28 protein-coding genes are annotated in these 25,672 nt (G+C 71.8%); 14 read left to right on the top strand and 14 right to left on the bottom strand.

Translation table 11 applies throughout. The features are described from left to right. Positions 1–10: 10 nt before the first annotated feature. From lipB to ABGB01_RS26775, 6 genes are all read right to left on the bottom strand, one after another. Positions 11–703, bottom strand: coding sequence for a lipoyl(octanoyl) transferase LipB (gene lipB / locus ABGB01_RS26750; protein ID WP_347776290.1), 693 nt, complete (start codon positions 701–703; stop codon positions 11–13). A gap of 37 nt (positions 704–740) precedes the next feature. Beyond that, entirely contained in the window at positions 741–1,478 is a 738-nt protein-coding gene (locus ABGB01_RS26755; protein ID WP_347776291.1) for a peptidase E, read from the bottom strand. Positions 1,479–1,520: 42 nt separating this feature from the next. After that, on the bottom strand, positions 1,521–2,414 hold the full coding sequence (locus ABGB01_RS26760) for a TIGR01777 family oxidoreductase (protein WP_347776292.1): 894 nt from the start codon (positions 2,412–2,414) through the stop codon (positions 1,521–1,523). A 278-nt stretch (positions 2,415–2,692) separates the two neighbouring features. Next, complete coding sequence (sucB, locus tag ABGB01_RS26765) at positions 2,693–4,132, bottom strand: 2-oxoglutarate dehydrogenase, E2 component, dihydrolipoamide succinyltransferase (RefSeq protein WP_347776293.1); 1,440 nt, start codon at positions 4,130–4,132, stop codon at positions 2,693–2,695. Between the two features lie 38 nt (positions 4,133–4,170). Next, positions 4,171–5,535 (bottom strand): dihydrolipoyl dehydrogenase, encoded by a 1,365-nt coding sequence (gene lpdA, locus ABGB01_RS26770; protein WP_347776294.1) that lies wholly within the window; start codon positions 5,533–5,535, stop codon positions 4,171–4,173. Positions 5,536–5,585: 50 nt separating this feature from the next. Then, positions 5,586–7,055 (bottom strand): leucyl aminopeptidase, encoded by a 1,470-nt coding sequence (locus ABGB01_RS26775; protein WP_347776295.1) that lies wholly within the window; start codon positions 7,053–7,055, stop codon positions 5,586–5,588. 105 nt (positions 7,056–7,160) lie between these two features. Between ABGB01_RS26775 and ABGB01_RS26780 the strand changes: the two genes are divergently transcribed. Genes ABGB01_RS26780 through ABGB01_RS26790 form a run of 3 tightly spaced genes read left to right on the top strand, consistent with a single transcriptional unit; the run spans position 7,161 to position 9,417 of the window. After that, positions 7,161–7,508 carry a GntR family transcriptional regulator gene (locus tag ABGB01_RS26780; protein WP_347776296.1) on the top strand — a complete coding sequence of 116 codons (348 nt, stop codon included), beginning with the start codon at positions 7,161–7,163 and terminating at the stop codon, positions 7,506–7,508. After that, positions 7,505–8,470 carry a DUF1648 domain-containing protein gene (locus ABGB01_RS26785; RefSeq protein ID WP_347776297.1) on the top strand — a complete coding sequence of 322 codons (966 nt, stop codon included), beginning with the start codon at positions 7,505–7,507 and terminating at the stop codon, positions 8,468–8,470. Before ABGB01_RS26780 ends, ABGB01_RS26785 begins: the two co-directional genes overlap by 4 nt. Next, complete coding sequence (locus ABGB01_RS26790) at positions 8,467–9,417, top strand: CPBP family intramembrane glutamic endopeptidase (RefSeq protein WP_347776298.1); 951 nt, start codon at positions 8,467–8,469, stop codon at positions 9,415–9,417. Before ABGB01_RS26785 ends, ABGB01_RS26790 begins: the two co-directional genes overlap by 4 nt. Here the strand turns inward: ABGB01_RS26790 and ABGB01_RS26795 are convergent. Further along, a complete protein-coding gene (locus tag ABGB01_RS26795; RefSeq protein ID WP_347776299.1) occupies positions 9,406–10,203 on the bottom strand; it encodes an adenosylcobinamide-GDP ribazoletransferase in 798 nt (265 codons plus the stop codon). The genes ABGB01_RS26790 and ABGB01_RS26795 overlap by 12 nt on opposite strands. Positions 10,204–10,307: 104 nt before the next feature. Here ABGB01_RS26795 and ABGB01_RS26800 point away from each other — a divergent pair, with 104 nt between their 5' ends. Further along, positions 10,308–11,108: an ATP-binding cassette domain-containing protein gene (locus ABGB01_RS26800; protein WP_347776300.1), complete on the top strand. Its 801-nt coding sequence runs from the start codon at positions 10,308–10,310 to the stop codon at positions 11,106–11,108. A 133-nt stretch (positions 11,109–11,241) separates the two neighbouring features. Here ABGB01_RS26800 and ABGB01_RS26805 read toward each other — a convergent pair whose 3' ends face one another. Next, the gene (locus tag ABGB01_RS26805; protein ID WP_347776301.1) at positions 11,242–12,324 is read right to left on the bottom strand and encodes a bifunctional adenosylcobinamide kinase/adenosylcobinamide-phosphate guanylyltransferase; all 1,083 of its coding nucleotides are present in this window, start codon (positions 12,322–12,324) and stop codon (positions 11,242–11,244) included. A 58-nt stretch (positions 12,325–12,382) separates the two neighbouring features. Then, complete coding sequence (locus ABGB01_RS26810) at positions 12,383–12,964, bottom strand: SCO2322 family protein (protein WP_347776302.1); 582 nt, start codon at positions 12,962–12,964, stop codon at positions 12,383–12,385. A 190-nt stretch (positions 12,965–13,154) separates the two neighbouring features. Here ABGB01_RS26810 and ABGB01_RS26815 point away from each other — a divergent pair, with 190 nt between their 5' ends. Continuing rightward, complete coding sequence (locus ABGB01_RS26815) at positions 13,155–13,361, top strand: hypothetical protein (RefSeq protein ID WP_347620821.1); 207 nt, start codon at positions 13,155–13,157, stop codon at positions 13,359–13,361. A 65-nt stretch (positions 13,362–13,426) separates the two neighbouring features. On the opposite strand, the gene ABGB01_RS26820 is transcribed toward ABGB01_RS26815, so the two are convergent. Beyond that, on the bottom strand, positions 13,427–14,428 hold the full coding sequence (locus ABGB01_RS26820) for an aldo/keto reductase family protein (RefSeq protein ID WP_347776303.1): 1,002 nt from the start codon (positions 14,426–14,428) through the stop codon (positions 13,427–13,429). A 57-nt stretch (positions 14,429–14,485) separates the two neighbouring features. On the opposite strand from ABGB01_RS26820, the gene ABGB01_RS26825 reads away from it, so the two are divergent. Next, positions 14,486–15,505, top strand: coding sequence for an SMI1/KNR4 family protein (locus ABGB01_RS26825; protein ID WP_347776304.1), 1,020 nt, complete (start codon positions 14,486–14,488; stop codon positions 15,503–15,505). Positions 15,506–15,550: 45 nt separating this feature from the next. Here ABGB01_RS26825 and ABGB01_RS26830 read toward each other — a convergent pair whose 3' ends face one another. Further along, positions 15,551–16,135 carry a DUF3043 domain-containing protein gene (locus tag ABGB01_RS26830; protein ID WP_347776305.1) on the bottom strand — a complete coding sequence of 195 codons (585 nt, stop codon included), beginning with the start codon at positions 16,133–16,135 and terminating at the stop codon, positions 15,551–15,553. Positions 16,136–16,285: 150 nt separating this feature from the next. On the opposite strand from ABGB01_RS26830, the gene ABGB01_RS26835 reads away from it, so the two are divergent. The 6 genes from ABGB01_RS26835 to ABGB01_RS26860 all read left to right on the top strand — a co-directional run bounded on the left by ABGB01_RS26835 (position 16,286) and on the right by ABGB01_RS26860 (position 21,371). Beyond that, entirely contained in the window at positions 16,286–17,110 is an 825-nt protein-coding gene (locus ABGB01_RS26835; RefSeq protein ID WP_347642598.1) for a PspA/IM30 family protein, read from the top strand. After that, positions 17,107–17,385: a hypothetical protein gene (locus tag ABGB01_RS26840; protein WP_132519798.1), complete on the top strand. Its 279-nt coding sequence runs from the start codon at positions 17,107–17,109 to the stop codon at positions 17,383–17,385. Before ABGB01_RS26835 ends, ABGB01_RS26840 begins: the two co-directional genes overlap by 4 nt. A 4-nt stretch (positions 17,386–17,389) precedes the next feature. Beyond that, on the top strand, positions 17,390–18,289 hold the full coding sequence (htpX, locus tag ABGB01_RS26845) for a zinc metalloprotease HtpX (protein WP_347776306.1): 900 nt from the start codon (positions 17,390–17,392) through the stop codon (positions 18,287–18,289). Between the two features lie 6 nt (positions 18,290–18,295). Then, a complete protein-coding gene (locus ABGB01_RS26850) occupies positions 18,296–18,856 on the top strand; it encodes a hypothetical protein (RefSeq protein ID WP_347776307.1) in 561 nt (186 codons plus the stop codon). Positions 18,857–18,904: 48 nt separating this feature from the next. Next, positions 18,905–20,620: an alpha/beta fold hydrolase gene (locus ABGB01_RS26855; protein ID WP_347776308.1), complete on the top strand. Its 1,716-nt coding sequence runs from the start codon at positions 18,905–18,907 to the stop codon at positions 20,618–20,620. Between the two features lie 157 nt (positions 20,621–20,777). Next, positions 20,778–21,371 carry an SIMPL domain-containing protein gene (locus tag ABGB01_RS26860; RefSeq protein WP_347776309.1) on the top strand — a complete coding sequence of 198 codons (594 nt, stop codon included), beginning with the start codon at positions 20,778–20,780 and terminating at the stop codon, positions 21,369–21,371. A gap of 34 nt (positions 21,372–21,405) precedes the next feature. Here the strand turns inward: ABGB01_RS26860 and nadA are convergent, their stop codons facing one another. Next, positions 21,406–22,566 carry a quinolinate synthase NadA gene (nadA, locus tag ABGB01_RS26865; RefSeq protein WP_347776310.1) on the bottom strand — a complete coding sequence of 387 codons (1,161 nt, stop codon included), beginning with the start codon at positions 22,564–22,566 and terminating at the stop codon, positions 21,406–21,408. A gap of 163 nt (positions 22,567–22,729) precedes the next feature. Here nadA and erpA point away from each other — a divergent pair, with 163 nt between their 5' ends. Next, positions 22,730–23,083 (top strand): iron-sulfur cluster insertion protein ErpA, encoded by a 354-nt coding sequence (erpA, locus tag ABGB01_RS26870; RefSeq protein ID WP_043638338.1) that lies wholly within the window; start codon positions 22,730–22,732, stop codon positions 23,081–23,083. Positions 23,084–23,190: 107 nt separating this feature from the next. After that, positions 23,191–24,177, top strand: coding sequence for a carbohydrate kinase family protein (locus ABGB01_RS26875; protein ID WP_347776311.1), 987 nt, complete (start codon positions 23,191–23,193; stop codon positions 24,175–24,177). A 60-nt stretch (positions 24,178–24,237) separates the two neighbouring features. On the opposite strand, the gene ABGB01_RS26880 is transcribed toward ABGB01_RS26875, so the two are convergent. Continuing rightward, positions 24,238–24,483 (bottom strand): sulfurtransferase TusA family protein, encoded by a 246-nt coding sequence (locus ABGB01_RS26880; protein WP_132512946.1) that lies wholly within the window; start codon positions 24,481–24,483, stop codon positions 24,238–24,240. Then, entirely contained in the window at positions 24,480–25,622 is a 1,143-nt protein-coding gene (locus ABGB01_RS26885) for an aminotransferase class V-fold PLP-dependent enzyme (protein WP_347776312.1), read from the bottom strand. The genes ABGB01_RS26880 and ABGB01_RS26885 overlap by 4 nt, the downstream gene beginning before the upstream one ends. Between the last annotated feature and the right edge of the window lie 50 nt (positions 25,623–25,672).

A 25,672-nucleotide genomic window follows, 5' to 3' on the forward strand; every position in this document is an offset into this window, starting at 1 on the left:
GTCGGAACGGTTACCGGCGGAGGAGATCCTCCTCGTGCAGGTCGTACGGCTCCATGCCGAGCGCTTCGGCCAGCCGCTTCTCCGCGATCGGCATGACCTCCTCGACCACGATGCGGCGGCCCGTCTCCGCCGACAGCGAGGAGACGCCCACGCCGGGGATGCCGCACGGCGTGATGCGGTTGAACCAGCGCGGGTCGTTGGCGCAGTTGAGGGCGAAGCCGTGCATGGTGACGCCGCGCGTGACGCGCAACCCGACCGCGCCGAGCTGGCGGTCGGGCAGGCCGAGGCTGGGCTCGCCGGCGGCCCAGACGCCGCCGCGTCCCCGCACGCGCCTGGCCGTGACGCCGAAGTCGGCGCAGATCTGGATCATCACGTCTTCGAGGCGGCAGGCGTAGGCGACCACGTCGGTGATCGCGACGATGGGGTAGGCGACGAGCTGCCCGGGGCCGTGCCAGGTGAGCCGGCCGCCCCGGTCGACGTCGATGACCGGGGTGCCGTCGGCGGGTCGCTCATGCGGGGCGGTGCGCTTGCCCGCGGTGTAGACCGGCGCGTGCTCCAGGAACAGGACGGTGTCGGTCAGCTCGCCGGCGACCCGCTTGTCGTGCACCCAGCGCTGCAGCGACCAGGCCTGCTCGTAGGGGACGTCGACACCTAGGCGGACGATGGCGAGTGCGTGGGGATCGTCCCCGTGGATGGGGCGCATGAGCCTATTGTGCCGTTCCCTTACCTTCGAAGGGTAATCAGGGGGTCAGCAACCGTGGCTCGATCCTGAGCTCCTTGACCCCGCCGGCGCCGTCGTGCTCGACCTTGTAGGCGTAGCCGCCCGGCTCGACGGTCACGGCCTGGATGAACTCGGTGCCCACGTAGTGCAGCGCGACGCCCTCGTCGGCGGCGTATCCGCCGGGCAGCTCGCCGTCGGCCACCGACCTCTGCAACAGCTCGCGGCGCTGGGGGTCGGAGTCGTAGTGGACGCCACACGAGTAGGGGAGCAGGGCCATGCCCTCGGCCCACACCTGCAGCTCCGGGCCGAAGGAGTCGGTGTTGCCCCCGACGTGCCAGCACAACGCGCCCGCGCTCTGCCCGGACAGCACCACGCCCGCCCGCCACGCCTCGTCGAACGCCTCGTCCAGGCCGTGCAGCCGCCACAACGCCATCAGGTTGGCGACGCTGCCGCCGCTGACGTAGATCATGTCCTGGTCGAGCATCCAGGCCCGGGGATCGGGCACGTTGGGCATCGGGAACACCGTCAGATGGCTCAGCTCGACGTCCCACCCGGCGAAGGCGCCGTACATCTTCAGCAGCCAGTCGCTCGAGTCGCCGAGCGCCGTGGCGACCAGGCCGAGCTTCGGGCGGTCCTGTCCGGTCAGGTCGAGGCCGTAGCGCAGCAGCGGGCTCGCCTCGATGAAGCTGTAGCGGTTGCTCGGGCGGAACGATCCACCGCCGATGGCGAGGATGTGCGACTGTCCTGACCGGCTCATGTCAAGAATCTCCCGACGTGCTGAAAGTAGTGGAACGGCATCCTAGAGTACGGCGCTGAGCGCCTCATCGAGACTGGTATGCGTGAAGCGGTAGTCAGAGGCGGACAACTTCGCCGGCAGGATCCGGTGGCCGGGGAGCAGCGCCTCGCGGGCGAACTCGCCGAGCCCCGCGGCCAGCGCGAACGCCGGCACGGGGAGCGGCATCGTGCTTCTGTGCAGGGCTTTGCCGAGCGTTCTTGTGAACTCGGCGTTGGTGACGGGGGAGGGCGAGGTGAAATTCACCGGCCCGTCTACGTCCTGATTTTTCAGGACATGGAGTGCGGCCCCCACCCAGTCGTCCACGCTGATCCACGACCAGTACTGCTTGCCCGACCCGAGCGGCGCCCCCAGCCCCATCCTGAAGATCGGCAACATCCTGGCCAGCGCACCGCCCCGGCGGCTCAGCACGAGCCCCGTACGCGCGAACGCGGTCCTGATCCCCGCCTCCCCGGCCCGCTCAGCCTCGCCCTCCCACGCCGCGCACATGTCCGCCAGGAAACCCTCGCCCCGGCCCTGGCTCTCGTCGATCACCCGATCCCCTGTGTTGCCGTAGAAATCGACTCCGGACGCCGACAGGAGGACCCTGGGCGGCGCCTCCAGCTCCCGCAGGGCGTCGACGAGCACCCGGGTGCCCTCCACCCGGCTGGCGACCAGTTCCCGTTTGTACGCCTCGCTCCACCGCCGGTCGCCGATCGACGCCCCGGCGAGATGGACCACGCCGTCGGCGCCCTCGAGCGCGGCCAGGTCGATCACCTGCTCCCGCGGTTGCCAGAAGGCCTCACCGGCTCCGCGGGGCTCCCGGCGTACCAGCCTGACGACCTCCCGGCCCTCGGCCCGCAGCGCTTCGACCAGCGCCGAGCCGAGCAGCCCCGACGCACCCGTCACGATGATCGCCATCATCCCAATGTACGCCGCCGCCTTTCCTGCGGCGTGCCGCCACTCACACGTGTCGCCCGGCCCCGGCACGGGAGGCGGCGGCATGCCGCGCGCTGTCGCGGGGCGCCCCGTTCGCGACGTCGTGGCCCGCCAGGGAGCCGTGCGGGTTGCCGTCGGCGAGTGGCCCTCTCGCGTCCGGGAGTCGTTCGAACCCCTGTGCCCGGGCTCCCGATCGAGGAGGGTGACATGCGGACGCCGGGCGGCCCGTGAGGACCGCCCGGCGTCACGACATGCTGTGGCTACGCGAGCCCGAGCTGGGCCTCGAAGCGGCCCTCCTCGAGACGGCGCTTGACCGTCGTCAGGAAGCGCGCCGCGTCGGCGCCGTCCACCAGCCGGTGGTCGTAGGTCAGCGCGAGGTAGACCATCGACCGCACGGAGATGGCCTCGCCCTCAGGCGTGTCGATCACCACGGGCCGCTTCACGACGGCGCCGGTGCCGAGCATGCCCACCTGCGGCTGGTTGAGGATCGGCGTGTCGAACAGGGCGCCCCGGCTGCCGGTGTTGGTCAGCGTGAACGTGCCGCCGGTGATCTCGTCAGGGGTCACCTTGTTGGCGCGGGTGCGCTCGGCCAGGTCGGCCGTCTTGCGGGCGAGCCCGGCGAGGTTGAGGTCGCCGGCGTTCTTGATGACCGCCGCGATCAGACCGCGCTCGGTGTCGACCGCGATGCCCAGGTGCTCGACGTCGAAGTAGGTGACCTCCATGGTCTCGTTGTTGATCGTCGCGTTGAGCTTCGGGTGCTGCTTGAGCGCCTCGATGGCGGCCATCTCGAAGAAGGGCATGAAGGACAGCTTGACGCCCTCGCGGCGGAAGAAGTCGGCCTTCGCCTGCTCGCGCAGCCGCGCGATCTTGGTGACATCGACCTCGACCACGGTGGTGAGCTGGGCCGCCGTCTGCAGCGACTCGACCAGCCGCTTGGACATCGTCTGGCGCAGGCGCGACATCTTCTCGGTGCGGCCGCGCAGCGTCGTGTCGACCTCCACCGGCTCGGGCGCCGCGGCCGGAGCCTGGGCCGCCGGCGCCGGAGCGGCGGCGGGCTGGGCGGCTGCGGGCGCCGGCGCGGCCTGGGCGGCCTGCTCGCGCTGCGTCTTGGCCGCCTCGAGCACGTCCTGCTTGCGGATGCGGCCGCCGACGCCGGTGCCCGTGATCGAGTCGAGGTCGACCCCGTGCTCGTTGGCGAGCTTGCGCACCAGCGGCGTCACGTAAGGGCTGTCGCCCGACGGGATCGGGGTGGGCTCGGCGGCCGGCGCCTGCCGCTCCGGCGCGGGCGCCTGCGGGGCGGGCTGCGGAGCCGGGGCGGGAGCCGGGGCGGACTGCGCCGGAGCCGGCTGCGGGATCGAGGAGGCGGGAGGAGCCGGCGCGGGCTCGGGCTCGGGCTCGGGCTGCGGGGCCGGCTCGGCGGCCGGGGCCGCCTCGGGAGCCGACGCGGTGGCGCCCGCCTGGCCGTTCTCGTCGATGACGGCGAGCTCGGCCCCGACCTCGACCGTCTCGTCCTCGGCCACCACGATCTTGGTGAGGACGCCCGCGGACGGCGACGGGATCTCGGTGTCGACCTTGTCGGTCGACACTTCGAGGAGCGGCTCGTCAGCCTCGACGCGCTCGCCCTCCTTCTTCAGCCAACGGGTTACGGTGCCCTCGGTCACGCTCTCGCCGAGCTGGGGCATCTGTACGGAGACCGGCATCGTTATTCTTCTCTCGCGTTCTGATCTCGAGGGCTGGACTAGTTGTGTACGTGCAACGGCTTGCCGGCCAGGGCCAGCATCGCCTCACCGACTGCCTCGGACTGCGTCGGATGTGCGTGGACGAGCTGGGCGACCTCTGCGGGCAGCGCCTCCCAGTTGTAGATCAGCTGGCCCTCCGTGACGAGCTCGCCGATGCGCCTGCCCACCATGTGGACACCGATGACGGGGCCGTCCTTCTGGGCGATGACCTTCACGGCACCCGAGGTGCCGAGGATCTGGCTCTTGGGGTTGCCCGCCAGGTCGTAGACCTGCTCGACGATCTCGATGCCGCGCTCGGCCGCCTGCGCCGAGGTGATCCCGACGGAGGCCACCTCCGGGTCGGAGTAGGTGATGCGCGGCACGCCCGCGTAGTCGATGGGCGGCGGGTTGAGGCCGGCGATGTGCTCGGCCACCATGATCCCCTCCGCGAAGCCGGCGTGCGCGAGCTGCAGCGTCGGGATGAGGTCGCCGATGGCGTAGACGCCCGGCACGGACGTCTGGCAGTGCTCGTCGACCACGACGGCGCCGCGCTCGATGGCGATGCCCTGCTCCTCGAAGCCCATGCCCGAGGAGACGGCGCCGCGGCCGACCGCGACGAGCAGGAGCTCGGCGTCGAGGGTCTTGCCGTTGGCGAGTGTGACGACCACACCGGTTTCCGTGGTCTTGGCGCCGTCGAAGAAGACGCCCAGCTCGTATTTGATGCCGCGGCGGCGGAAGGCCCGCTCCAGCAGCTTGGAGCTGGACTCCTCCTCGGCGGGAAGCAGGTGCGGCAGCGCCTCGACGATCGTGACCTCGGCTCCGAACGAGCGGTAGACGCTGGCCAGCTCGACGCCGATCACGCCACCGCCCAGCACGATCACCGAGCTGGGCACGTGGTCCATCGTGAGCGTGTGCTCGCTGGTGATGACGCGCTCGCCGTCGATCGCCAGGCCGGGCAGCGTCTTGGGGGCGGAGCCGGTGGCCAGGACGACGTTGCGGCCTTCGTAGACCTCGGAGCCCACCTGGACCCGGCCGGGGCCGGCGAGGCGGCCCTCGCCCTCGACGATCGTCACGCCGGCACCCTTCAGCAGGCCCTGCACGCCCTTCCACGCCCGCGTGACGATCTTGTCCTTGAACGCGTGGACGCCCTGGACGTCGATGCCGTCGAAGCGCGCCTTGACGCCGAAGGACTTGCTCTCGCGGGTCTCGTCGGCGACCTCGGCGGAGTGCAGCAGGGCCTTCGTGGGGATGCATCCCCTGTGGAGGCAGGTGCCGCCGATCTTGTCCTTTTCGATCAGGACGATCGACTTGCCCAGCTCGGCCGCCCGGAGCGCGCAGGCGTAACCGCCGCTGCCGCCACCTAGGACGACGATGTCATAGGCCACAGGAAGGCTCCTTGTCGGGGTGTTGTGATGCCCTCATCTTTTCATTTGTTTCAGATGCTCGCGTGCCGCTCTGCCAGTCCGATGAGCGTGCGGGTGATCGCACCGGTGCCGCCCTTCGGGATGTAACCGTACGGCTCACCCTTGTTGAACGCGGGCCCCGCCATGTCGATGTGGGCCCAGCGCACTCCTTCGGGCACGAACTCCTTCAGGAAGATGCCCGCCGTCAGCATGCTGCCCCACCGCTCGGGCTGCAGGTTGGCGAGGTCGGCGATCGGTGAGTCGAGACCCTTGCGCAGCTCCTCGGGCAGCGGCATGCCCCACGCGCCCTCGCCCGCGGCCTTGGCGGCCTCGAGGACGAGCTCCCTGACGGCGTCGTCGTTGGCCATGACGCCGGCGGTGCGCCAGCCCAGCGCCACGATCTGCGCGCCGGTGAGGGTGGCGACGTCGACGATCACGTCGGGGCCGTCCTCGGCGGCTCTGGCGATGCCGTCCATGAGCACCAGACGGCCCTCGGCGTCGGTGTCGAGCACCTCGACCGTCTTGCCGCTGTAGCTGTGGATGACGTCGGAGGGGCGCTGCGCGGTGCCGCTGGGCAGGTTTTCCGCCAGGCAGAGGTAGCCGATCGCGTTGACGGGCAGGCCGAGCCTGGCGATGCCGATCAGCGCGCCGAACACGGCGCCCGCGCCGCCCATGTCGGACTTCATCCAGTCCATCGAGGCCGACGGCTTGAGCGACAGGCCCCCGGAGTCGAACGTGATGCCCTTGCCCACGAACGCCAGCGTCTTGCTCGCCTCGGGATGGGTGTAGGAGAGGCGGACCAGGCGCGGCGGGTTGGCCGAGCCCTGACCGACCCCGATGAGGCCGCCGTAGCCGCCGTCCTTGAGCGCCTTCTCGTCGAGGACCTCGACGCTCAGCCCCGCCTCGCCGCCCGACTGCTCGGCGATCTCGGCGAACTTGGCCGGCCACAGGTCGGAGGGCGGCGTGTTGACCAGGTCGCGCACCAGCGCGACGGACTCGGCCAGCACGCTCGCACGCTCGGCCACGCCCTCGGGCTGGCCGGAGACCACGGTGAGCTCGGAGACGGGCGGCTTCTGCTCGCCGTCGGTGCGGTAGCGGGAGAACGTGTACGCCCCCAGCAGCGCGCCCAGCGCGACGGCCTCGGCCTCGTCGGGGCTGTCCGCGGGCAGGACGAGCGCGGCGCGCGCGGTGCCGGCCAGTGAGCGCACGGCTGCGCCGGCGGCCCGGCGCAGGCCGTCGGCGTCGGGGGAGTCGCCCAGGCCGACCGCGACCAGCAGTGGTGCGGCGGTGGCGCCGAACGTCGGCAGCTTGGCCAGCTCGCCCGCCTTGCCGGTGAAGGCGACGGCTGCGAGTGAGGCGGCGAGCTTGCCGCCGAAGGCCGTGTCGAGGGACTCGTCGCCCGTCACGGGCCGGGGGCCGTCGGGGCCGGACCTGAAGCCGACGATCAAGGCGTCGGTGTCGAAGGAGACGGGATCTGCTGAGTTCAACCGCACAGTGGTCACGTAAACCGATGCTATCCACGGTTTCTCGGTACTCACAAACAGGGGTTCATCCTACCAATGACGCTGCGCCCGTTTCTGTGACATGGTGCTAGTGTCATTGGCATCATGTTGCTGACGCTCGATCTGAATGACGCCAGGCCGCTGCATGAGCAGGTGGCCGGCGCCATCCGGCGCGCCATCGGCGAGGGCTCCTATCGCCCTGGCGACCGGCTGCCACCGGCCCGCGACCTGGCCCAGGCGCTCGGCATCAACCCCAACACCGTGCTGCGCGCGCTGCGCGACCTGCGGGACGAGGGCCTGCTGGAGTTCAGGAGAGGCAGGGGGGTCAGCGTCGCGGGCCGCGCGGACGGGCGCGCCCTGCTGGTGCAGCGGGCACGTGAGCTGCTGGAGGAGGCCAGGAAGCACGGCTACGGCCGTGACGACCTCATCGCCATCTTGGAGGAAGTGCCATGAACCCCCGAGTCATCGCCGCGGCCTGGGGCCTGCCGGTCACCGTCGCGTTCGTCCTGGTCCCCCTGGCGGTGCGCGACCGGCTGCCCGACCCGATGGCCACGCACTGGGGGAACGGTGGCAGGGTGGACGGTTCGATGTCGTTCTCCGGGTTCGTCGCCATGGGGCTGCTGCTCTGGGGAGTGCCCTGGCTGGCTCTGCTGGTCGGCAGCGGGTGGGCGCACGCGCGCAGGGAAGGCCGGATGTTCTGGTGGGGCACGCTGGGCTTCATGAGCGTGTTCGCGCCCGGTGTGAGCCTCAGCACTCTGGTCGCGAACCTCGACGTACCCGTCTGGACGGCGGCGCACCTGACGGCCTGGCACGTCATCGCCACCCTCGCGGGATCCGCCGCCGCGGCCGTCGCCGCCGGTTACCTCGCCAGGGGTGAGCCCGGCCAACCGCCTTCCGCCGACGCGCGCCCGCCGCGGCTGCGGCTCAGGGAGGGAGAACGCACGGTCTGGGTCAGCCGTGTCACCAACCCGTGGCCGGCCGCGGTCGCCGCCGCCGCGGGCGGAGGCGTGGGCGTGCTGGTCGTGCTGCGTTTCCTCGGGTCCGGGGCGGGCGCCGTCCTGGGCGTCACGCTGCCCGCGCTCGTCATCGTGCTTCTCCTGGGGCTGCTGTCCGCCTCGGTCGCCGTCAGGGTGAGCGGCGACGGGGTGGCGATCGGGTTCGGCCCGTTCGGCTGGCCGGCACGCAGGATCCGGCTGCGGAAGATCGACGTGGCGCTGTCGGAGACCCGCCATCCGAGCCAGGTCGGCGGCTGGGGCTTCCGCGGGCTCCCCGGCAGCGCCACCATCATGTTGCGCGGCGGGGAGTGCCTGATCATCAGGTACCGTTCCGGCGGTCAGCTCGCGATCAGCATCGACGACGCCTCACGCGGCGCATCCCTTATCAACGCCCTCATCGCGGAGCGAGTGGAACAATGAACAGATCTCTCCCCATCTTCATCGTCCTCGCCTTCGGGCTGTCCTGGGCGGTCGCGCTGCCCCTGTGGTTCGGCGGGGGCCTCGGCTCGCCGCTGCTGCCCCTGCTGGCCTCGGCCATGATGTTCACGCCCACCGCGGCGGTGCTCGGCGTGTGGGCCGTCACGCGCACGCCCGCCAGAGAGTGGGCCCGCCAGACCGGGCTCACGCTCGGCGAGCGCGGGAAGCGCACCGGGCTGCTCGTGCTGGCCACCTGGCTCGGGGTGCCCCTGCTGGCGCTCCTCGCGATGGGGCTCAGCGCCGCCGTCGGCCTGGTCGCGCTCGACCTCGACCGGCTCAGCCTGCTCAGGGCGGCCCTGCAGGCCCGCGGCATGGAGATCCCCGGCGAGCTCGGCACGGTCGCGGCGCTGCAGATCGTGGTGGCGATCGTCGCCGGCCCCCTGCTCAACGCGATCCCCGCCCTGGGGGAGGAGTGGGGCTGGCGCGGCTGGCTGCTGCCTCGCCTCACCTCCACGAACGGCATGCTCGCCGGCCTGCTGCTCTCCGGCGCGATCTGGGGCGTCTGGCACGCCCCGCTCACCCTGCTCGGCTACAACTACCCCAGCCTGAGCTCGTGGGCGGCGCTGTTCTTCATCGGCTTCTGCGTGCTGGCCGGGGTGCTGATCGGATGGCTGCGGCTGCGCACGGGCAGCGTGTGGCCCGCGGTCGTCGCCCACGGCTCGCTCAACGCGGTCATGCCGCCCATCCTGCTGCTCGGCGACGCCGCCGCGCCACCCAACGAACTCCTGGTCGGGCTGACCGGACTGGTCGGCTGGGTCGTGCTGGCACTGGCCGGCGCGGCGCTGCTCCGCTTCTTTCCGGTACGCCAGGAGCCGGCGGGCCGTACACCGCCCGTCGCCGCCGGGCCGCGCACTTCGGCGAGCAGCGCACACCACGACTCAGCCGAGTAGCGCGCACACCACCAGCGTCGTGGCCGTGCCGGTCTCCACGAGCGCGCCGAGCACGTCGCCGGTGATCCCGCCGAGTCGCCGTCTGGCGTGCCGGAGCAGCAGCAGGGCGGCGCCGAGCCCCGCGAGCAGGCCGGCCGGCAGTACGCACGTCCAGCCCGGGCCGAGCCCGGCGGGCAGGCCGGCCGGCAGTACGCCCGCGCAGCCTGCGCCGAGCAGCGCGGCCACGGTGACGAGCCACGGCGCGAGCGGGCGTACCGTGCCCGCGACCATCGCGCCGAGCCCGCCGGGCCGGGCGGCGGGCACGCCCGCCCGGCAGGCCCACACCAGCGCCAGCCGTCCCGTCGCGCAGGCGGTCACGAAGGCGGCGTAGCCGGCGTCGGCGGCCGCGGCCACCTGGATGAGCAGCGTGAACACCAGCGCCATCACCCCGAACGGCCCGATGTCCGATTTTTTCATGATGTCGAGCGCCTGAGCGGACGGCCTGCCGCTGCCCAGCCCGTCGGCGAGATCGGCGAGCCCGTCCAGATGCAGCCCCCGGGTCAGTACGGCGAGTGACCCCGCCGCCAGCGCCGCGCCCAGCAGCGGCGGCCCGTGCAGCAGCGAGACCAGCGGCAACGGCAGCCCGGCGACGAGCCCGAGCACCAGCCCGACGGCCGGCGCCAGCACCATCGCCCGCCCCGCGACCTCCCGGTCCACCCGCTCCACGCGTACGGGGAAGACGGTCAGCGTGCCGGTCGAGAACCGCCAGCCGTCCGCGAACCGTCGAACCCTGACAAACTTGCTCACCGGACCGCCGCCCTCTCCTCGTGCCTGCGAGAGACCGTAGCGCCGGTACGCGTTCGTATTTCACATCGGTAACGGACGATCCCGGTGCCCACTAGTCTGTCGGGATGCACGTGCTTGAACTCGAAGGCGTAGGCGTCCGCGTTGTCGGCAAGGCGCTGCTCGACGGCATCGACTGGCAGGTCGGCTACGGCGACCACTGGGCCGTCCTCGGCCCCAACGGCGCGGGCAAGACGACGCTCCTCTCGCTGGCCGGCGCCGTACGTCATCCCAGCGAGGGCACGGTCAAGGTGCTCGGCCACCCGCTCGGCCGGGTCGACGTGCGAGAGCTGCGCCGTCACATCGGCCTGGTCGCCTCCAGCCAGCGGCTGATCGACGAGGAGCTGATGGAACAGGAGGGCGCGACCGCGCACACCGTGGTGCTCACCGGTCACACGGGGACAAGCGCCCCGCTGTGGGACAAGTACGGCGACATTGAGCGTGACCGGGCCCACCGGCTGCTCGCGGACCTGGGCTGCAAGGAGCTGGCGGAGCGGCCGTTCCGCGTCTGCTCGCAGGGGGAACGGGCGAGGATCCGGGTGGCCAGGGCGCTCATGGCCGACCCGGCGGTGCTGCTGCTCGACGAGCCGTTCGCGGGGCTCGACCTGCCCGCCAGGGAAGACCTCATCGCCGCCGTCGAGGAGCTCGCCACGACCAGGCCCGTGCTCACCACCGTGATGGTGACGCACCACCTGGAGGAGGTGCCCGCGACGACCACCCACGCGATGTTGATGGGCGACGCCAGCGTGCTCGCCGCCGGCCCGGTGGACGACGTGCTCACCCCCGCCAACCTCTCCGACTGCTTCGGCCGCTCCCTGCACGTGGACCGCGTGGACGGCCGCTGGTACGCCCGGGCCGCACGCTCCTGACACCGCAACCGACACCGCCCTCCTTCCTGGCACCGGCTCTGACGCGGCCCATCCCGGCCCGCCCTCGCAGGCGCTCGCGTCGGTGTTCGCATCCGCGTCCGTGTGGATGATCCGGCCGGTGCCTGCGTCACCGTCAGAGCTCCAGCGGCCGCCCGGCCACCACCAGGGCCACGTGCTCGGATTCGGCGGCCAGGCGCTCGTTCAACCGCCCGAGCACGTCCCTGAAAGCGCGTCCGGCGGCGGTGGCGGGCACCACGCCCAGCCCCACCTCGTCGGACACCGCCACGATCCGTTCCGGGGCCTGCCGCCACGCCGCCACGAGGTCGTCGCAGCGCGTGGCCACGGGCGCGCGGTCGCCCTCCCAGGCCCCGTGCTCGTCGAAAACCGCCGCCACCCAGGTCCCCAGCCCGTCGATCAGCAGCGGTGTGGTGGCGCGCCTGATGGCCGTGGCCAGGTCGGTGGTCTCGGCGGTGGCCCAGTGAGCGGGTCGCCGCGCCCGGTGCGCCCGTACCCGTTCCGCCCACTCGCCGTCCTCTCCGCCGGCCGGGCCGGTGGCGACATAGGTGACGTACGGCTCCGCCACCAGCCGCAGCTCCGCCTCCGCCGACTTGCCCGAGCGTGACCCGCCCAGCAACAACGTCCGCCGCGGCGGGCCCACCCGGCCGCTCGCTCGCTCGTCCGCAACGCCGTTCGCCCGCTCGTCCGCGGAGTCGTTCAGCCGAGGGCTCGAAGGGTCGCTGCGCGGGCGGTTCGGCGGACGGCACGCCAGTTCGGTCCCGTCCGGGACGGCGATCGCTCCCCACAGCCGCAGGCGCCTGGCCAGTTCCTCCTCCGACCGGACCCGGTGGTCGAGCCCGACGGCCACCACCAGGGTCGCCTCGTCGGCCAGCCCCGCGCGCCGTAGCTCGCCGAGCCGCTCCGGCCGGTCCAGCAGGTCGATCAGCACGACGTCGTAGCGCGCCGGCCCGGCCGCCGGGGGCGTTCGTCCCGCCGGCAGGTGAAGGAGCGCGGAGCCGTCGGGGCCGGCCAGCCCCAGACCGCCCGCGAGGGGCAGGTAGCCGTCGGGCGGGCCGGTGAAGGGATAGCGGACCACGCCGTCCACGACCAGCTCGAACGGGCGGCGATGACCGGCAGGCAACCCGGCGCACGAGGCGCACCCGCAGCCGGGCTCGGGCCAGCCGGCGCCGCCCGCTGTGCCGTTGATGAGGAGCTTCACCGCGCCGAGCGTACAAACCCGCATCCGCTCCCGCTCGCCCGGGTGCACGACCTCGGGGTCAGCCGCCGGCCTTCACCGTGGTGCGGCGGCGGGTGGCCACCAGGGCGCCGCCTCCGAGCAGGGCCAGCGCGCCCGCCCCACCCGCGATCAACGTGACCGGCACGCCGCCCTCGGAGGCGGCGGCGGGGACGGCGGCGTCGAGCGCCGTGCCGCCCTTCTCCCTGCCCGGATAGTCGTCGACCGCGACGACGTCACCGCCCGCGTTCACCCGGACCCTGCTTATGGAGGCGAGGAGCCGGGCGGCGGTGGCGGACTCGGCGTCCGCGACGCACGTGGCCGACGGTTCGGCGGGCGGCTGTTCGCCGGGGTAGGCGTCGGAGCCGGCCTCGCCGAAGTCCACCGCCACGACCACGCGCTTGTGCCCGGACGCGGCGGTGTCCTTGCCGCACACGGCCTGGAACGAGGGCAGCTCCCCGGCGGGGGGTTCGCCCGCCGTCCCGTCCGGGGCAGCCGAGAAGCGCCAGCCGATGACGGAGCCGTCCGGCGGCGAGTCGCCGGGCGCGGCCGCCAGCCAGGCGGTGCCGTCGCTCTGCCAGACGCTCCACCCGCGCGCGGCGCCGGGGTCGGCCGCGCCCGGCACGGGGTCTCCGGGGGAGACGGGCGGAGCGGCGAGGGCAGAGCAGGGGAGGGAGACTGAGGCGGCCGCCCCGAGGGCGACTCCGGCCGCAACACGAAACGCGCGCAGCATCGATGGACCTCCAAGCTCGGGAGTAGGGTTCCAGTGCCTGCGGAGGGTGCGCCGGCGAACCCGCGGAAAAGGAGCGTATGGCATGACATGGCGTTGGCGTTATGAAAAGGCAAATGGTGGTGAGGTAACGGATCGTCCTTTGCCGCGAGAGGTTTTTCCGAGCCAGGCGGACGCGGAGTCGTGGCTCGGCGAGAACTGGCGTGACCTGCTCGAATCCGGGGTGGAGCAGGTGGCCCTGCTCGAGGAGGATCGCGTCGAATACGCGGGAATGTCATTGCGTCCGGAGTGAATGAAAGAAACACGAAAACCCCTTGAGCGCATTCGTGGCTCAAGGGGTTTTTGCTGTTTCTGTGGTTAGGGGCGGGTGCGGGGGCTCTCGGTCTTGGAGGGGTCGCGCTCCACGACCGGGCCGAGCACGTCGTCGATCCGCCGCAGCACGTCGGCATCCAGCTTCACGCCCGACGCCCGTACGTTGTCACGCACCTGCTCGGGGCGGCTGGCGCCGATGATGGCGCTGGAGACGTTCGGGTTCTGCAGGACCCACGCGATGGCCAGTTGCGCCATGCTGAGCCCCAGGTCCGCGGCGATCGGCTTGAGCTCCTGCACGCGGGTCAGCACGTCGTCCCTCATCCACCGGGCGATCATGTTGCTGCCGCCGCTCTTGTCGGTCGCGCGCGAGCCCTCAGGGGGCTGCTGTCCCGGCAGGTATTTCCCGGTGAGCACGCCCTGGGCGATCGGCGACCAGACGATCTGGCCGACGCCCTCCTTCTCGCTCAGCGGCACGACCTCGGACTCGATGATCCGCCACAACATGGAGTATTGAGGCTGGTTCGACACGATCCGGTCGAAGCCCATCTCGTCGGCGATCTTGAGGGCCTGGGCGATCTGCTCGGCCGTCCACTCGCTGACGCCGACGTAGAGAACCTTGCCCTGGCGTACGAGGTCGTCGAAGGTCTTGAGCGTCTCCTCGAGCGGAGTCTCGTAGTCGAAGCGGTGGGCCTGGTAGAGGTCGACGTAGTCGGTCTGCAGGCGCCGCAGCGAAGCGTGGATCGACTCGGTGAGGTGCTTGCGCGACAGGCCGCGGTCGTTCCTGCCGGGCCCGGTCGGCCAGTAGACCTTGGTGAAGATCTCCAGCGACTCCCTGCGTACGCCCTTCAGCGCCCGGCCGAGCACTTCCTCGGCCTTCGTCGCCGCGTACACGTCGGCCGTGTCGAACGTCGTGATGCCCTCGTCGAGTGCCGCCTGAACGCACTGCTTGGCGGCGTCCTCCTCGACCTGGGAGCCGTGGGTGAGCCAGTTGCCGTAGCTGATCTCGCTGACCACGAGACCGCTGCGGCCGAGGTGTCGGAATTCCATGCGTCCGACCTTAATCCCGGCACGTGGGGTGATCCGTTTCGGGATAGGGTGCGCGACGTGCTGAAGCTCGTACGGCTGGCGCTCACGGCCGCCGTCGTGACCGCCGTCGCGGTCCGGCTGCGCCGCCGCGCCCGCATGCCGCAGACCCCGCTCCCGCCCCCGCCGCCGCGGCAGCCGGAGGGCAGGGCCGGGATGGGCCCGGCGTGGGCCGGCATCGCGCTGATCGTGGCGGTCACCCTGGTGGCCGCGCTGGTCCCCACGGAGGCGCAGGAGGCGTCCTCGGCCCGGGCACGGACCCACCAGGCGGAACAGGACGCCCTCACCGCCGCGCTGCCGGTGTCCGAGAACGACGTTCAGCCCCCGACACCGCTCCCCACCGGCCCCGCCGTCACACCGCTCCCCACGCCGGCCCCGACCGGCCCGCCGGTGCCGGTCGCCGACCCCAGTTGTGCGCCCGAGCCGCGCCCGGTGCGGGTGCGCCCGATCGATCCGAAGGTCAGGCGGGCCGTGGACCGCCAGTGGCGGCGGATCGAGCGGTGGCTGAAGGCGAACGCGCCCCGCACGTACAAGACGCTCGGAGCGCCCGGCAGGGCCCGCACGATCGCGATCGCCGAAGCCCAGATGGGCGTCGACTTCCCCGACGACCTGCGCGCCTCGCTCCTGCGTCACAACGGCTCGCGAGGAGCGCGGGCGTTCGGTTTCGGGTTCTCCTACGACGGCGCCGCCAACCTCAGCATCCGCCGGATCAGGGACGCCTGGCGGTCGGAGTGCTCCTGGAACCACACCGACCTGGGCCCCGGTCTCGCGAACGAAGCCTGGAACGGACGCATGATCCCGTTCGTGCTCTTCGAGGAGCGCAACAGTGAGGACGGGGTGTACGCCGTGGTCGATTCCGCGGAGGGCACCGTCGGGTGGAACGACACGATCTCCGGCATGGCGCCCCGGCTGCCGTCCTACTACGCGCTGATGCGGGCCGTCGCCGACGCCCTGGAGCAGGGCACGGCGGTCGAGGGCTGGCAGCCGGCGGTCAGGGGAGGCGTGCTGCGCTGGAACAACACTGAGTACAGCAATCCATAATTTTCCCGATTTGTCGGAATCTCCCGGAAAATCGGGAAAATATGGTTATCGCTTGGGCTGCACCGGCCTGCCGCCCGGCAGAACCTGCGGCGGAGGGAAGCGCAGCTTGCGGATCTGCAGGGCCCGCATGGCCGCGTAGAAGCCCACGCCCCTGAGGCTCTCGTCCGGCATCTTCTCCGCCACCTGCCGCTTCACCTTCCAGGCGACATAGACGGAGGTGAACAGCACGCCGATCATCATGATCGGCCAGCCGACCGCGATGACGAGGTTGAGCACCTGCGCACGGATCTCCGCCGGCCAGGGAACCCACGTCGCCAGCAGGATCAGTAGCGAGAACGGCAGAAAATACTGGCTCGGCAGGCGGCGGGAGTCGACCCAGTCGCGCGCGAACTTGCGCGCGGGGCCCTTGTCCCTCGCGGGGAAATAGCGCTCGTCGCCGGCGAGCATGCCCCGGCGGGCTTTATCGCGCTCGGCGGCCTGCTTGGCCCGCATCTGCCGATAGGCCTCTTTGCGGTCTTTCGGCGCGGAGACCGGCTGGCGCCGTTTGCCTTCGGCATCCCGGCGCTTGGGTGTGGGACGACCTTTGCCCTTGGGCTTAGGATCGTCAGTGGGGGCGGGGGTATCGTCCACGGAGGTTTGGGAACGGCGTCGCAACACGACGTCAACCCTACCTGGACTGCAACTTAGTGACGCCCTCGCGCGTTATGCGTAGGGTAATCCCAAGGCGGCTGCGCTGCATTGGGAACACCAGCACGACCTAGAAGGGGACGGCCGACGCGCATGAGCGTGATGAAGAGACTTTCGATGATCTTCAAGTCGAAGGCCAACAGGGCTTTGGACAAGATGGAGGATCCGCGCGAGACCCTCGACTACTCCTATCAGCGGCAGCTGGAGCTGCTGCAGAAGGTGCGCAGGGGCGTGGCCGACGTCGCCACGTCACGCAAGAGGGTGGAGCTGCAGATCACCGGCCTGGAGAAGCAGGCCCAGCGTTACGAGGAGCAGGGCCGCAAGGCGCTGTCCGTGGGGCGTGAAGACCTCGCTCGTGAGGCGCTGCAGCGCAGGTCCAATCTGCAGGCGCAGATGGCCGACCTGAAGGTGCAGCACGACAACCTGCAGGCCGAGGAGGAGAAGCTGACCACGGCTTCCCAGCGGCTGCAGTCCAAGGTCGACTCCTTCCGCACGAAGAAGGAGACGATCAAGGCCACCTACACCGCCGCCGAGGCGCAGACGCGCATCAACGAGGCGTTCTCCGGCATCTCCGAGGAGATGGGCGACGTCGGCCTGGCGATCCAGCGCGCCGAGGACAAGACGGCGTCGATGCAGGCCCGCGCGGGCGCCATCGACGAGCTGCTGGCCAGCGGCGCGCTCGACGACTACAGCGGCACCAAGGGCGACGACATCCAGGCCGAGCTCGACCGCATGGGCGGCGGCATGGACGTCGAGCTCGAGCTGGCCAGGATGAAGTCCGAGCTGGGCCAGGGCCCGGCGCCGCAGGGCGCCATCGAGCAGGGCCAGCCTCAGCAGCAGCCGCAGCAGGCCCCGCAGCAGGCACAGCAGCAGCCCGGCCAGACCCAGCAGCTGCGTCAGCCAGGGGAGGGCGCATGATTGTCAGGATCATGGGCGAGGGTCAGGTGGAGATCTCCGCCGACGACATCTCGGTCCTCAACGAGCTCGACACCGAGCTGGAGGCGGCCATCGACGCGGGCGACGAGAAGTCGTTCCGCGTCAAGCTGCACGCACTGCTCGACAAGGTGCGCCACGTGGGCAAGGCGCTCCCCGACGACAGCCTTGAGCCGTCAGAGCTGATCCTTCCCCCCGCGGACGCCTCGATCGAGGAGGTCCGGGAGATGCTGGGCGACCAAGGCCTCATCCCGGGCTGAGCCCGTGCGTACGCGGTTCGCGTCCGACCGCGGCCTGACCAGCCGCATGGTCGTGACGATGTTCCTGCTCGGGCTGCTCTACGTGGTGTTCGTCGGCGTCCTGATCGCCTTGGGCGTGCGGGCGCTGACCGTGCTGGTTCTGGCAGGGGGTCTGCTGCTGGTGCAGTATTTCCTGTCCGACCGCATCGCGCTGTTCGCGATGGGAGGGCGGGAGGTCTCGCCGCAGGAGGCCCCCGAGTTGCACGGCCTGATCGACCGGCTGTGCGCGCTGGCCGACATGCCCAAACCGCGGGTGGCGATCGCGGAGTCCGACGTCCCCAACGCGTTCGCCACCGGCCGCAACCAGAAGAACGCCGTCGTCTGCGTGACGACCGGCATCCTGCGGCGGCTCGAGCCGCAGGAGCTCGAGGGCGTGCTCGCGCACGAGCTCTCCCACATCGCGCACCGTGACGTGGCCGTCATGACGATCGCCTCGTTCCTCGGCATCGTGGCGGGCCTCATGACGAGGTTCGCCCTCTACACCGGGCTCGGCGGCCGCCGCAACGGCGGCCAGGGCGGCGTGCCGATCGGACTGATCATCGTTCTGGTCTCCGTCCTCGTGTACGCCATCAGCTTCCTGCTCACCCGCGCCCTGTCGCGCTACCGGGAGCTGGCCGCCGACCGCGCGGGCGCGCTGCTCACCCAGAGGCCGTCGGCCCTGGCCAGCGCGCTGGTCAAGATCACCGGCGACATGGCCAGGATTCCCACGCGCGACCTGCGCGAGGCCGAGCCGTTCAACGCCTTCTACTTCGCCCCGGCGCTGGCCCCCGGTGAGACGCTCGCGAACCTGTTCTCCACGCACCCGCGGCTCGAGCGGCGGCTGGAGCAGCTGACGAACATCTCCAAGCAGCTCGGAAGGGGCTGAACCCGCATGGGCTGGCTCGATGCGCTGCTCGGCCGGTCGAAGCCGGTCAAGCCCAACCTCGACGCGCTGTTCGCGCTGCCGTCCGCGGCCGTGACGCTGCAGGCCGCGACCGGGCTCACGCCCACGGGCCTCGGCTCGGTGGCGTTCAGGGCCGCTGAGGGAGGCGCGTTCGCCACGCTCGAACGCGACGTCAAGGCGCTGCTCGGCGAGCGCGTCGAGGAGTCCGACGACGGCTACGGCTACACCTGGCTGCTGGTGCGCCGCGCCCCCGACGCGCTCAGTGACCTGGTCACCGAGCTGCACGCGGTCAACTCGTCGCTGGAGTCGGCCGGGTTCGGGCCCTCGCTGCTGTGCTCGCTGGTGTCGTTCGCCGCCCCGGAGGACGGGCGCCGGCTGGCGGTCGTCTACCTGTACAAGCGGGGCACGTTCTACCCGTTCGCGCCGCTGTCCGGGCAGCGGCGCGACAACGCGCTCGAACTGCAGGCCAGGGGCGCGCTGGAGGGTGAGCTGCCGCTGGAGAAGGACCTCAGCCGATGGTTCCCCGTCTGGGGTGCGCCCGGCCTCTGACCAGGGGGCGTTTCCGGCGATAATCACCCACAGTGGTCTAATGTTCACGTGGAGCGAAGACTGGTCGTGCTTGCGGCATCCGCGCTCATCGTGGCGGCGGTGCTGGTCAGCGCGTGGATCACCGGTCAGTTCACCACGCCGGCGGTCGACAGGGCCCATGGGTACGTCAGCGAACTGGCCGCCCGCGACCAGCCGTGGACGCGCCTGTTCCGGGTCAGCGACGGGCTGGCCGGACTGGCGTGCGTGTCCGGCGTGCTGCTCCTGCCGAGGACGGCGCGCGAGTGGCGGGGCTGGCTGGCGGTGGCCGCGTTCGGGCTGTTCACCCTCGCCTCGGGAGTGTTCCCCCTCGACTGCGCGGCGCTGAGCGACCCGGTCTGCGGGCTGCGGGAGCCGTCCTGGTCGCACCGGGCGCACACGCTGGCGGCGGCGCTCTCCACGGTCTGCGGGCTGGCGGCGATGGTGCTGCTCGGCGCGCGGTGGCGGTCGTGGGTGTCGTGGCTGTTCACCTGGCTCAGCGTGGCCGCCACGCTGCTCACGGTGGGCGCGCTCGCGGCGGGGCAGGGGGTGGGGATCGCGCACCGGGCCCAGCTCACGATGTTCGCGATCTGGCTCGTGTACGCGGCCCTGCACCTGCTCGTGTCGGACGACCACCAGACGCCGGTCCCCAACCTGGCGCCCGCGCCCATCTCGCGGGCCCACGATGCACGACCCACGCCACCCGCGCCGGGCATCGCGCCGGGCATCGCCCCGGGCGCGGCAGGGGAGGCCGCGGCGGGCGTGCCGCCGTACGCGGACCTTGGCGAGGTGCTGGCCGCGGGCCCCGGCATGGCGCTGAACGCGGGCCCCGGCGTCGCCCTCGGCGCGGTGGCGGGCGTGCCGCCGGGCACGGGCGCGCGGGGAAGGGCGCCGGGCATGAGGCCGGACTTCGGCGCGGTGGACGGGTACGGGCCGCCCCACGTGGTCGAGCAGGGGACCGGGCCCGCGGTGCTCATCACGGCGGGCGCCGCGGGCGCCTGGTTCCACTGGGACGCGGTGGCCGCGCAGCTCGGAAGGCGTCACCGCGTCATCCGCTTCGACCGCCCGGGGCTCGGCCTCAGTCCACGCTCGCCGGCCCCGCCCACCCTGTACGCCGAGGTCGCCAGGCTGGCCGCGCTGGCCCCCGCCCACCCCGAACAGGTGACGGTCGTCGCCCACGGCGTGGCCTGCTGGCACGCGGAGGCGTTCGCCAGGCTGCACCCGCTCTGCGTGGCGGGGCTCGTCCTCGTGGCCCCGGCCTGCGCCAGGGAGCGGCGGCCGCTCGCGCTGGCCAGGTCCGCGGGCCGGTGGCTGCCCGCCCTGGGCGGCACGTGGGGGGCGACCGCGCTGGCCCGCCTGATCGGCCCCCCGGCGCACCGGCTGTTCGCGGGCTGCTCCGACCCGGCGGGCGTCTACAGCATGGGCAAGGTGCCGGCCGCCGTCGTGGGGGAGTGGCTGGCCCGCCGCGACATGGCGGCCGACCTGCACCGGCTCAGGGAGGAGAAGCCGGTCCCCGGCGTGGCGGTCACCGTGATCAGCACGGGTGGGCGGGACGCCTGCCAGGAACGGCTCGCGCGAGACCTCGCGGCCGAGCTCGTACGCCTGCCGGCCGTCGGCCGCCAGGTGCCGCTCGAAGCCCCGGAGGCGATCGTGGACGCCGTCTCAGGCCTACGCGGCTCATCGGCTGGTGGGACGACGAGCACCTGGCGGTCTGGCGCACCAGGGGATCCGGGTACGAGGCCGTGGTGATCGACCTGTCCGGCCAGGTCGGCCGGGTGCCGGCGACGGCGCCGGAGAAGGCGGAGTTCGACAGCATGGGCTTCCGCTTCGGCAGGAACGCCTCGTAAGCCGCCAGGAGATCTGATACGCAGTGAGAGACACGACCGCCGGCCGGGAAGGACACCGCATGGACATCACCGTCGTCGGCGAGGGCGCCGTCCTGGCCGTGCCCGACATCCTGCGGCTGCACGCGGGCGTCGAGGTGCGCAGGGCGTCGGCCGCCGACGCCTTCACCGCCGTCAGGGCCGCCGCCGCACGGCTGGCCGAGGCGCTCCGCGGGGCGGGGATCGCCCCTGAGGATGTCCGCACGGCCGAGCTCTCCCTCGGGCCCGAGTACGAGTCCTATCCGAAGGTGGCCGCCTACCGCGGGGCGCGGGGTGTGGAGGTCGTCGTCCGCGACCTTGCCGGGGCCGACGGCGTCATCGACACCGTGGCGGGGGTGGGCGAGGAGGCCCGGCTCAACGGCGTGGTGTTCGAGGTGTCGGACCCGGCGGGCGCGCTGCGGGAGGCCCGGGCCCTGGCGTTCCGCGACGCCGCCGCCAAGGCGGCCCAGTACGCCGAGCTGTCCGGCCGCCCGCTGGGCCGCGTCGTGTCGGTGAGCGAGGAGGTCGGGAGCGGCCCGCAGCCGCTCCCGATGGCCGCCGCGGAGAGCGGCGCCTCGATCAGTCCCGGCCGCCAGACCCTCTCGGTGAGGGTCCGGGTCGGCTACGACTTCGCGTAGGCCCGAGGCACGGTCCTGAGCCTCGGGCGGCGCGTCACGGAAGGGCCAGCATGCGGTCGAGGGCGACCCTGGCCCAGTGGGCGGTGTCGTCGTCCACCGTGATCTGGTTGACGACCGCACCGTCCTGGGCGAGCACCAGCGACTCCAGCGCCCACACCAGGTGGGGCAGGTCGATCCGGTTCATCGTCGAGCAGTAGCAGACCGTGCGGTCAAGGAACGAGACGTTCTTGTCGGGGAACGTCTGGGCCAGGCGCTTGACCAGGTTGAGCTCGGTGCCGATCGCCCAGCTGGAGCCCGCCGGCGCCGCCTCGAGCGTCCTGATGATGTGCTCGGTCGAGCCCACGTGGTCGGCCTTGAGCACCACCTCGTGGCGGCACTCCGGGTGCACGAGCACGTTGACGCCCGGGATGCGCGCCCGTACGTCGTCCACCGACTCGGCGGTGAAGCGGCCGTGCACCGAGCAGTGGCCCCGCCACAGGATCATCCGCGCGCGCTCAAGCTGCTCCCGCGTCAGCCCGCCGCCCGGGCGGTGCGGGTTCCACACCACGCAGTCGTCCAGCGACATGCCCATCTCCAGGACGGCCGTGTTGCGGCCGAGGTGCTGGTCGGGCAGGAACAGCACCTTGCCGCCCTGCTCGAAGGCCCAGTCGAGGGCGCGGCGGGCGTTGGAGGAGGTGCAGACCGCGCCCCCGTTCCTGCCGCAGAAGGCCTTGATGTCGGCGCTGGAGTTCATGTAGGTGACCGGGATCACCTGGCCGGCCAGCCCGGCGTCCTCCAAGGCGTCCCAGCACTCCTCTACCTGGTCGAACGTGGCCATGTCGGCCATCGAGCAGCCGGCCGCGAGGTCCGGCAGAATCACCTTCTGGGCGTCGCCGGTCAGGATGTCGGCGGACTCGGCCATGAAGTGCACGCCGCAGAAGACGATGTACTCCGCCTCGGGCCGGGCCGCCGCCTGCTGGGCCAGCTTGAAGGAGTCGCCCGTCACGTCGGCGAACTGGATGACCTCGTCGCGCTGGTAGTGGTGGCCGAGCACGAAGAGGCGATCGCCGAGGGCCTCCTTCGCCTTGCGGGCGCGTTCCACGAGGCCGGGGTCGGAGGCGGGCGGCAGCTCGCCGGGACATTCGACCCCCTTCTCACTGTGCGGATCGGCGCCACTGCCGAGGACGAAGAGCGGCAGTCCAGTCTGGGTGGCCATGGCCGTACCCCCTTATCGTCGAATTGACGATACTCATCATGACACACGGACGAAAGCGGGCAATCGGGGGGAGGTGGGGCCGGGAATGTGTGGCATCCCCGAGGTGTTGGTAGCGTCATCAGTAGGACGTCGAAAACAGACAGCCGGGTTAGGGAGTCAGCAGATGACGGTTGAGAGCAGCGAGACCACGGCACAGGGCCTGATCCTGACCGACGCGGCCGCGGCCAAGGTCAAGAGCCTGCTCGAGCAGCAGGGCGAGGAGGGCCTGCAGCTGCGGGTCGCCGTGCAGCCGGGCGGCTGTTCCGGCCTGCGCTACCAGCTCTTCTTCGACGACCGGTCGATGGACGGTGACGTGGTGTCCGACTTCGGCGGCGTCAGTGTGGTCACCGACCGGATGAGCGCCCCCTACCTGATGGGCGCCTCGATCGACTTCGTCGACACCATCGAGAAGCAGGGCTTCACCATCGACAACCCCAACGCCACGGGCTCCTGCGCCTGCGGAGACTCGTTCAACTAGAGCGACGGGCGACTGGTCGCCGGGTCCCGCGCGCCTTTGTGCGCGCGGGACCTTCGCGTATCCTCGATGGGCCCACTGGCCTGCTGACAACGAGGAAGAAGAACCCCGTGCGCATCGCCGTAACCGGCTCCATCGCGACAGACCATCTGATGACCTTCCCCGGAAGCTTCGGCGATCAGCTGATCGCCGAGCAACTCGACCGGGTGTCGCTTTCGTTCCTGGTCGATGACCTACAGATCCGTCGCGGTGGATGCGCCGCGAACATCGCGTTCGGGATGGGCTGTCTGGGCCTGACCCCCATCCTGGTGGGTGCCGTCGGCGACGACTTCGCCGACTATCGTTCGTGGCTGGAGCGCCACGGCGTCGACTGCGGATCCGTGCACGTCTCGGAGACCCGGCACACCGCCCGCTTCCTGTGCACGACCGACGAGCACCACAATCAGATCGCCTCCTTCTACACGGGGGCCATGGCCGAGGCCCGGCTGATCGAGCTGCAGCCCGTCGCCGCCCGCGCCGGCGGCCTCGACCTGGTGCTCATCAGCCCCAACGACCCCGACGCGATGCTGCGCCACACCGAGGAGTGCCGCCAGCGCGGCATCGGCTTCGCCGCCGACATCTCCCAGCAGCTCGCCCGCATGGAGGACGATCAGATCCGCTCCCTCGTCGACGGCGCCTCCTACCTGTTCTCCAACGACTACGAGAAGGGGCTCATCGAGCAGAAGACCGGCTGGTCCGACGCGGAGGTCCTCGACCGGGTAGGCGTCCGGATCACCACGCTCGGCCCCAAGGGCGCCGTCATCGACCGCAAGGGCGAGCCGTCGATCATGGTCGCTCCCGCCCCCGAGCGGGACAAGGCCGACCCCACCGGCGTCGGCGACGCCTTCCGCGCCGGCTTCCTCGCGGGCCTGGCCTGGGGCCTGCCGCTGGAGCGCTGCGGCCAGATCGGCAACCTCACCGCCACCCACGTGCTGGAGCGCGTCGGCGGCCAGGAATATGAGCTCGGCCAGCAGGTCTTCCTCGAGCGGTTCGGCGCCGCCTACGGCGCCGAGGCGGCCGCGGAGATCGCCGAGCACATCCGCTGCTACCACCCCTGAGCGTCGCAGGCCGTCCCGCCGCCGGGCGGGACGGCACTACGCCGTTTCGGCGCGAGAAAGTCAGTAGTTGCGCCTGACGTGGATCGCCCAGCCACCCTCGGGCAGCTCGTACGACCCGACGTGGCGGTGCGACTTCAGCCTGCACCACGCCGGCACGTCGGTGTAGGCGGCCGGGTCGTCGGCCAGCACCGCCACCACCGCGTTGAGCGGGACGTGGTTGATCTGCTCGGCCAGCATGATGATCGGGATCGGGCACTTCTTCCCGAGCGCGTCGATCGTCAAAGCCGGCTGGGTAACCTCGGTCATGCGACTCCTGCGTCCTGCCGGATGCGGCGCACCAGCTCGGGCAGCACGGCGAGGAAGCGGTCGACCTCGGCCGCGGAAGCGCCCCTGGGCAGCGACACCCGGACATTCCCATGCGTCAGCACGCCCATCGCTTCCAGAACGTGCGATGGACGAAGCGTACTAGCGGTGCACGAGCTTCCTGACGACACGGCGAAGCCGGCCTTGTCCAGCTCGGTCAGCAGCGCCTCGCCGTCGACGTACAGGCACGAGAAGGTCACGATGTGCGGCGCCCGCTCGTCGGGGTCGCCGATCACCTCCACGTCCGGGACGATCCTCGGGACCGTCTCCCTGATCCTGCCGACGAGCTCGGCCAGCCGCGCCTGCTCCTGCGACGCCTCCGCGGCCATCGCGCGCAGCGCGGCCGCCGCCGCCACGATGCCGGGAACGTTCTCGAAGCCCGGCACCCGCCGCCGCTCCCGCTCGTCCTCCGGCAGGAACGAGCGGAACCGCGTGCCCTTGCGCACCGCCAGCACGCCGACCCCGGCCGGGCCGCCCCACTTGTGGGCGCTGGCCGCCAGCACCGACCAGCCGGGCGGGACCGGCATCCGGCCGGCCGTCTGCGCCGCGTCGACCAGCAGGGGCACGCCGTTGGCGCGGCACGCCGCGGCCGCCTCCGCCACCGGCTGCAGGGTGCCGACCTCGTGGTTGGCCGTCTGCAGGCAGGCCAGCGCCGTGCCGGGGCGGGCCACCGCCGCGGTGAAGCGGTCGAGGTCGACCCGGCCGGTGAGGCCGACGCCGACGGTCTCGACGGTGCCGCCGTCGCGTTCGTGCACGCCGCCGGCGTGCAGCACGCTGGAGTGCTCGACGGCCGTGGTGACCAGATGACGCCCGACCCTGCGCCTGCCGTGTAGGGTGCCGAGCACGCCGAGATGCACGGCCTGCGTGCCCGAGGAGGTGAACGACACCTCGTCGGGGCGCGCGCCGAGCGCTTCGGCCACCTCCGTGCGGGCCTGTTCGAGCAGCAGGTGCGCGCGGCGGGCCTGGCCGTAGAGTCTCGCGGGGTCGGCCCAGCCGACGTCGATCGCCGCCAGCAGCGCCTCGCGTGCCTGAGGGTGGAGCGGCTCACTCGAGGCCGCGTCGAAATACGCCACGAGACTCATCGTCCCACTTCCGGCGCCATGGAGGGGTCGCGCGGTGGGGCAAGGCCCCT

It is taken from the genome of Nonomuraea sp. B5E05, assembly GCF_039880665.1.
In the GTDB taxonomy this organism is placed as follows: domain Bacteria; phylum Actinomycetota; class Actinomycetes; order Streptosporangiales; family Streptosporangiaceae; genus Nonomuraea.

Excerpts from the sequence above, each read along its gene's own strand:
- lipB (WP_347776290.1), bottom strand. The coding sequence starts at position 703 with ATGCGCCCCATCCACGGGGACGATCCCCACGCACTCGCCATCGTCCGC.
- ABGB01_RS26790 (WP_347776298.1), top strand. The coding sequence starts at position 8,467 with ATGAACAGATCTCTCCCCATCTTCATCGTCCTCGCCTTCGGGCTGTCC.
- ABGB01_RS26885 (WP_347776312.1), bottom strand. The coding sequence starts at position 25,622 with ATGAGTCTCGTGGCGTATTTCGACGCGGCCTCGAGTGAGCCGCTCCAC.
- ABGB01_RS26815 (WP_347620821.1), top strand. The coding sequence starts at position 13,155 with ATGACATGGCGTTGGCGTTATGAAAAGGCAAATGGTGGTGAGGTAACG.
- ABGB01_RS26760 (WP_347776292.1), bottom strand. The coding sequence starts at position 2,414 with ATGGCGATCATCGTGACGGGTGCGTCGGGGCTGCTCGGCTCGGCGCTG.
- ABGB01_RS26755 (WP_347776291.1), bottom strand. The coding sequence starts at position 1,478 with ATGAGCCGGTCAGGACAGTCGCACATCCTCGCCATCGGCGGTGGATCG.
- ABGB01_RS26820 (WP_347776303.1), bottom strand. The coding sequence starts at position 14,428 with ATGGAATTCCGACACCTCGGCCGCAGCGGTCTCGTGGTCAGCGAGATC.
- ABGB01_RS26880 (WP_132512946.1), bottom strand. The coding sequence starts at position 24,483 with ATGACCGAGGTTACCCAGCCGGCTTTGACGATCGACGCGCTCGGGAAG.
- sucB (WP_347776293.1), bottom strand. The coding sequence starts at position 4,132 with ATGCCGGTCTCCGTACAGATGCCCCAGCTCGGCGAGAGCGTGACCGAG.
- ABGB01_RS26860 (WP_347776309.1), top strand. The coding sequence starts at position 20,778 with ATGGACATCACCGTCGTCGGCGAGGGCGCCGTCCTGGCCGTGCCCGAC.
- ABGB01_RS26780 (WP_347776296.1), top strand. The coding sequence starts at position 7,161 with ATGTTGCTGACGCTCGATCTGAATGACGCCAGGCCGCTGCATGAGCAG.
- nadA (WP_347776310.1), bottom strand. The coding sequence starts at position 22,566 with ATGGCCACCCAGACTGGACTGCCGCTCTTCGTCCTCGGCAGTGGCGCC.
- ABGB01_RS26800 (WP_347776300.1), top strand. The coding sequence starts at position 10,308 with ATGCACGTGCTTGAACTCGAAGGCGTAGGCGTCCGCGTTGTCGGCAAG.
- erpA (WP_043638338.1), top strand. The coding sequence starts at position 22,730 with ATGACGGTTGAGAGCAGCGAGACCACGGCACAGGGCCTGATCCTGACC.
- ABGB01_RS26850 (WP_347776307.1), top strand. The coding sequence starts at position 18,296 with ATGGGCTGGCTCGATGCGCTGCTCGGCCGGTCGAAGCCGGTCAAGCCC.
- ABGB01_RS26785 (WP_347776297.1), top strand. The coding sequence starts at position 7,505 with ATGAACCCCCGAGTCATCGCCGCGGCCTGGGGCCTGCCGGTCACCGTC.
- ABGB01_RS26840 (WP_132519798.1), top strand. The coding sequence starts at position 17,107 with ATGATTGTCAGGATCATGGGCGAGGGTCAGGTGGAGATCTCCGCCGAC.
- ABGB01_RS26835 (WP_347642598.1), top strand. The coding sequence starts at position 16,286 with ATGAGCGTGATGAAGAGACTTTCGATGATCTTCAAGTCGAAGGCCAAC.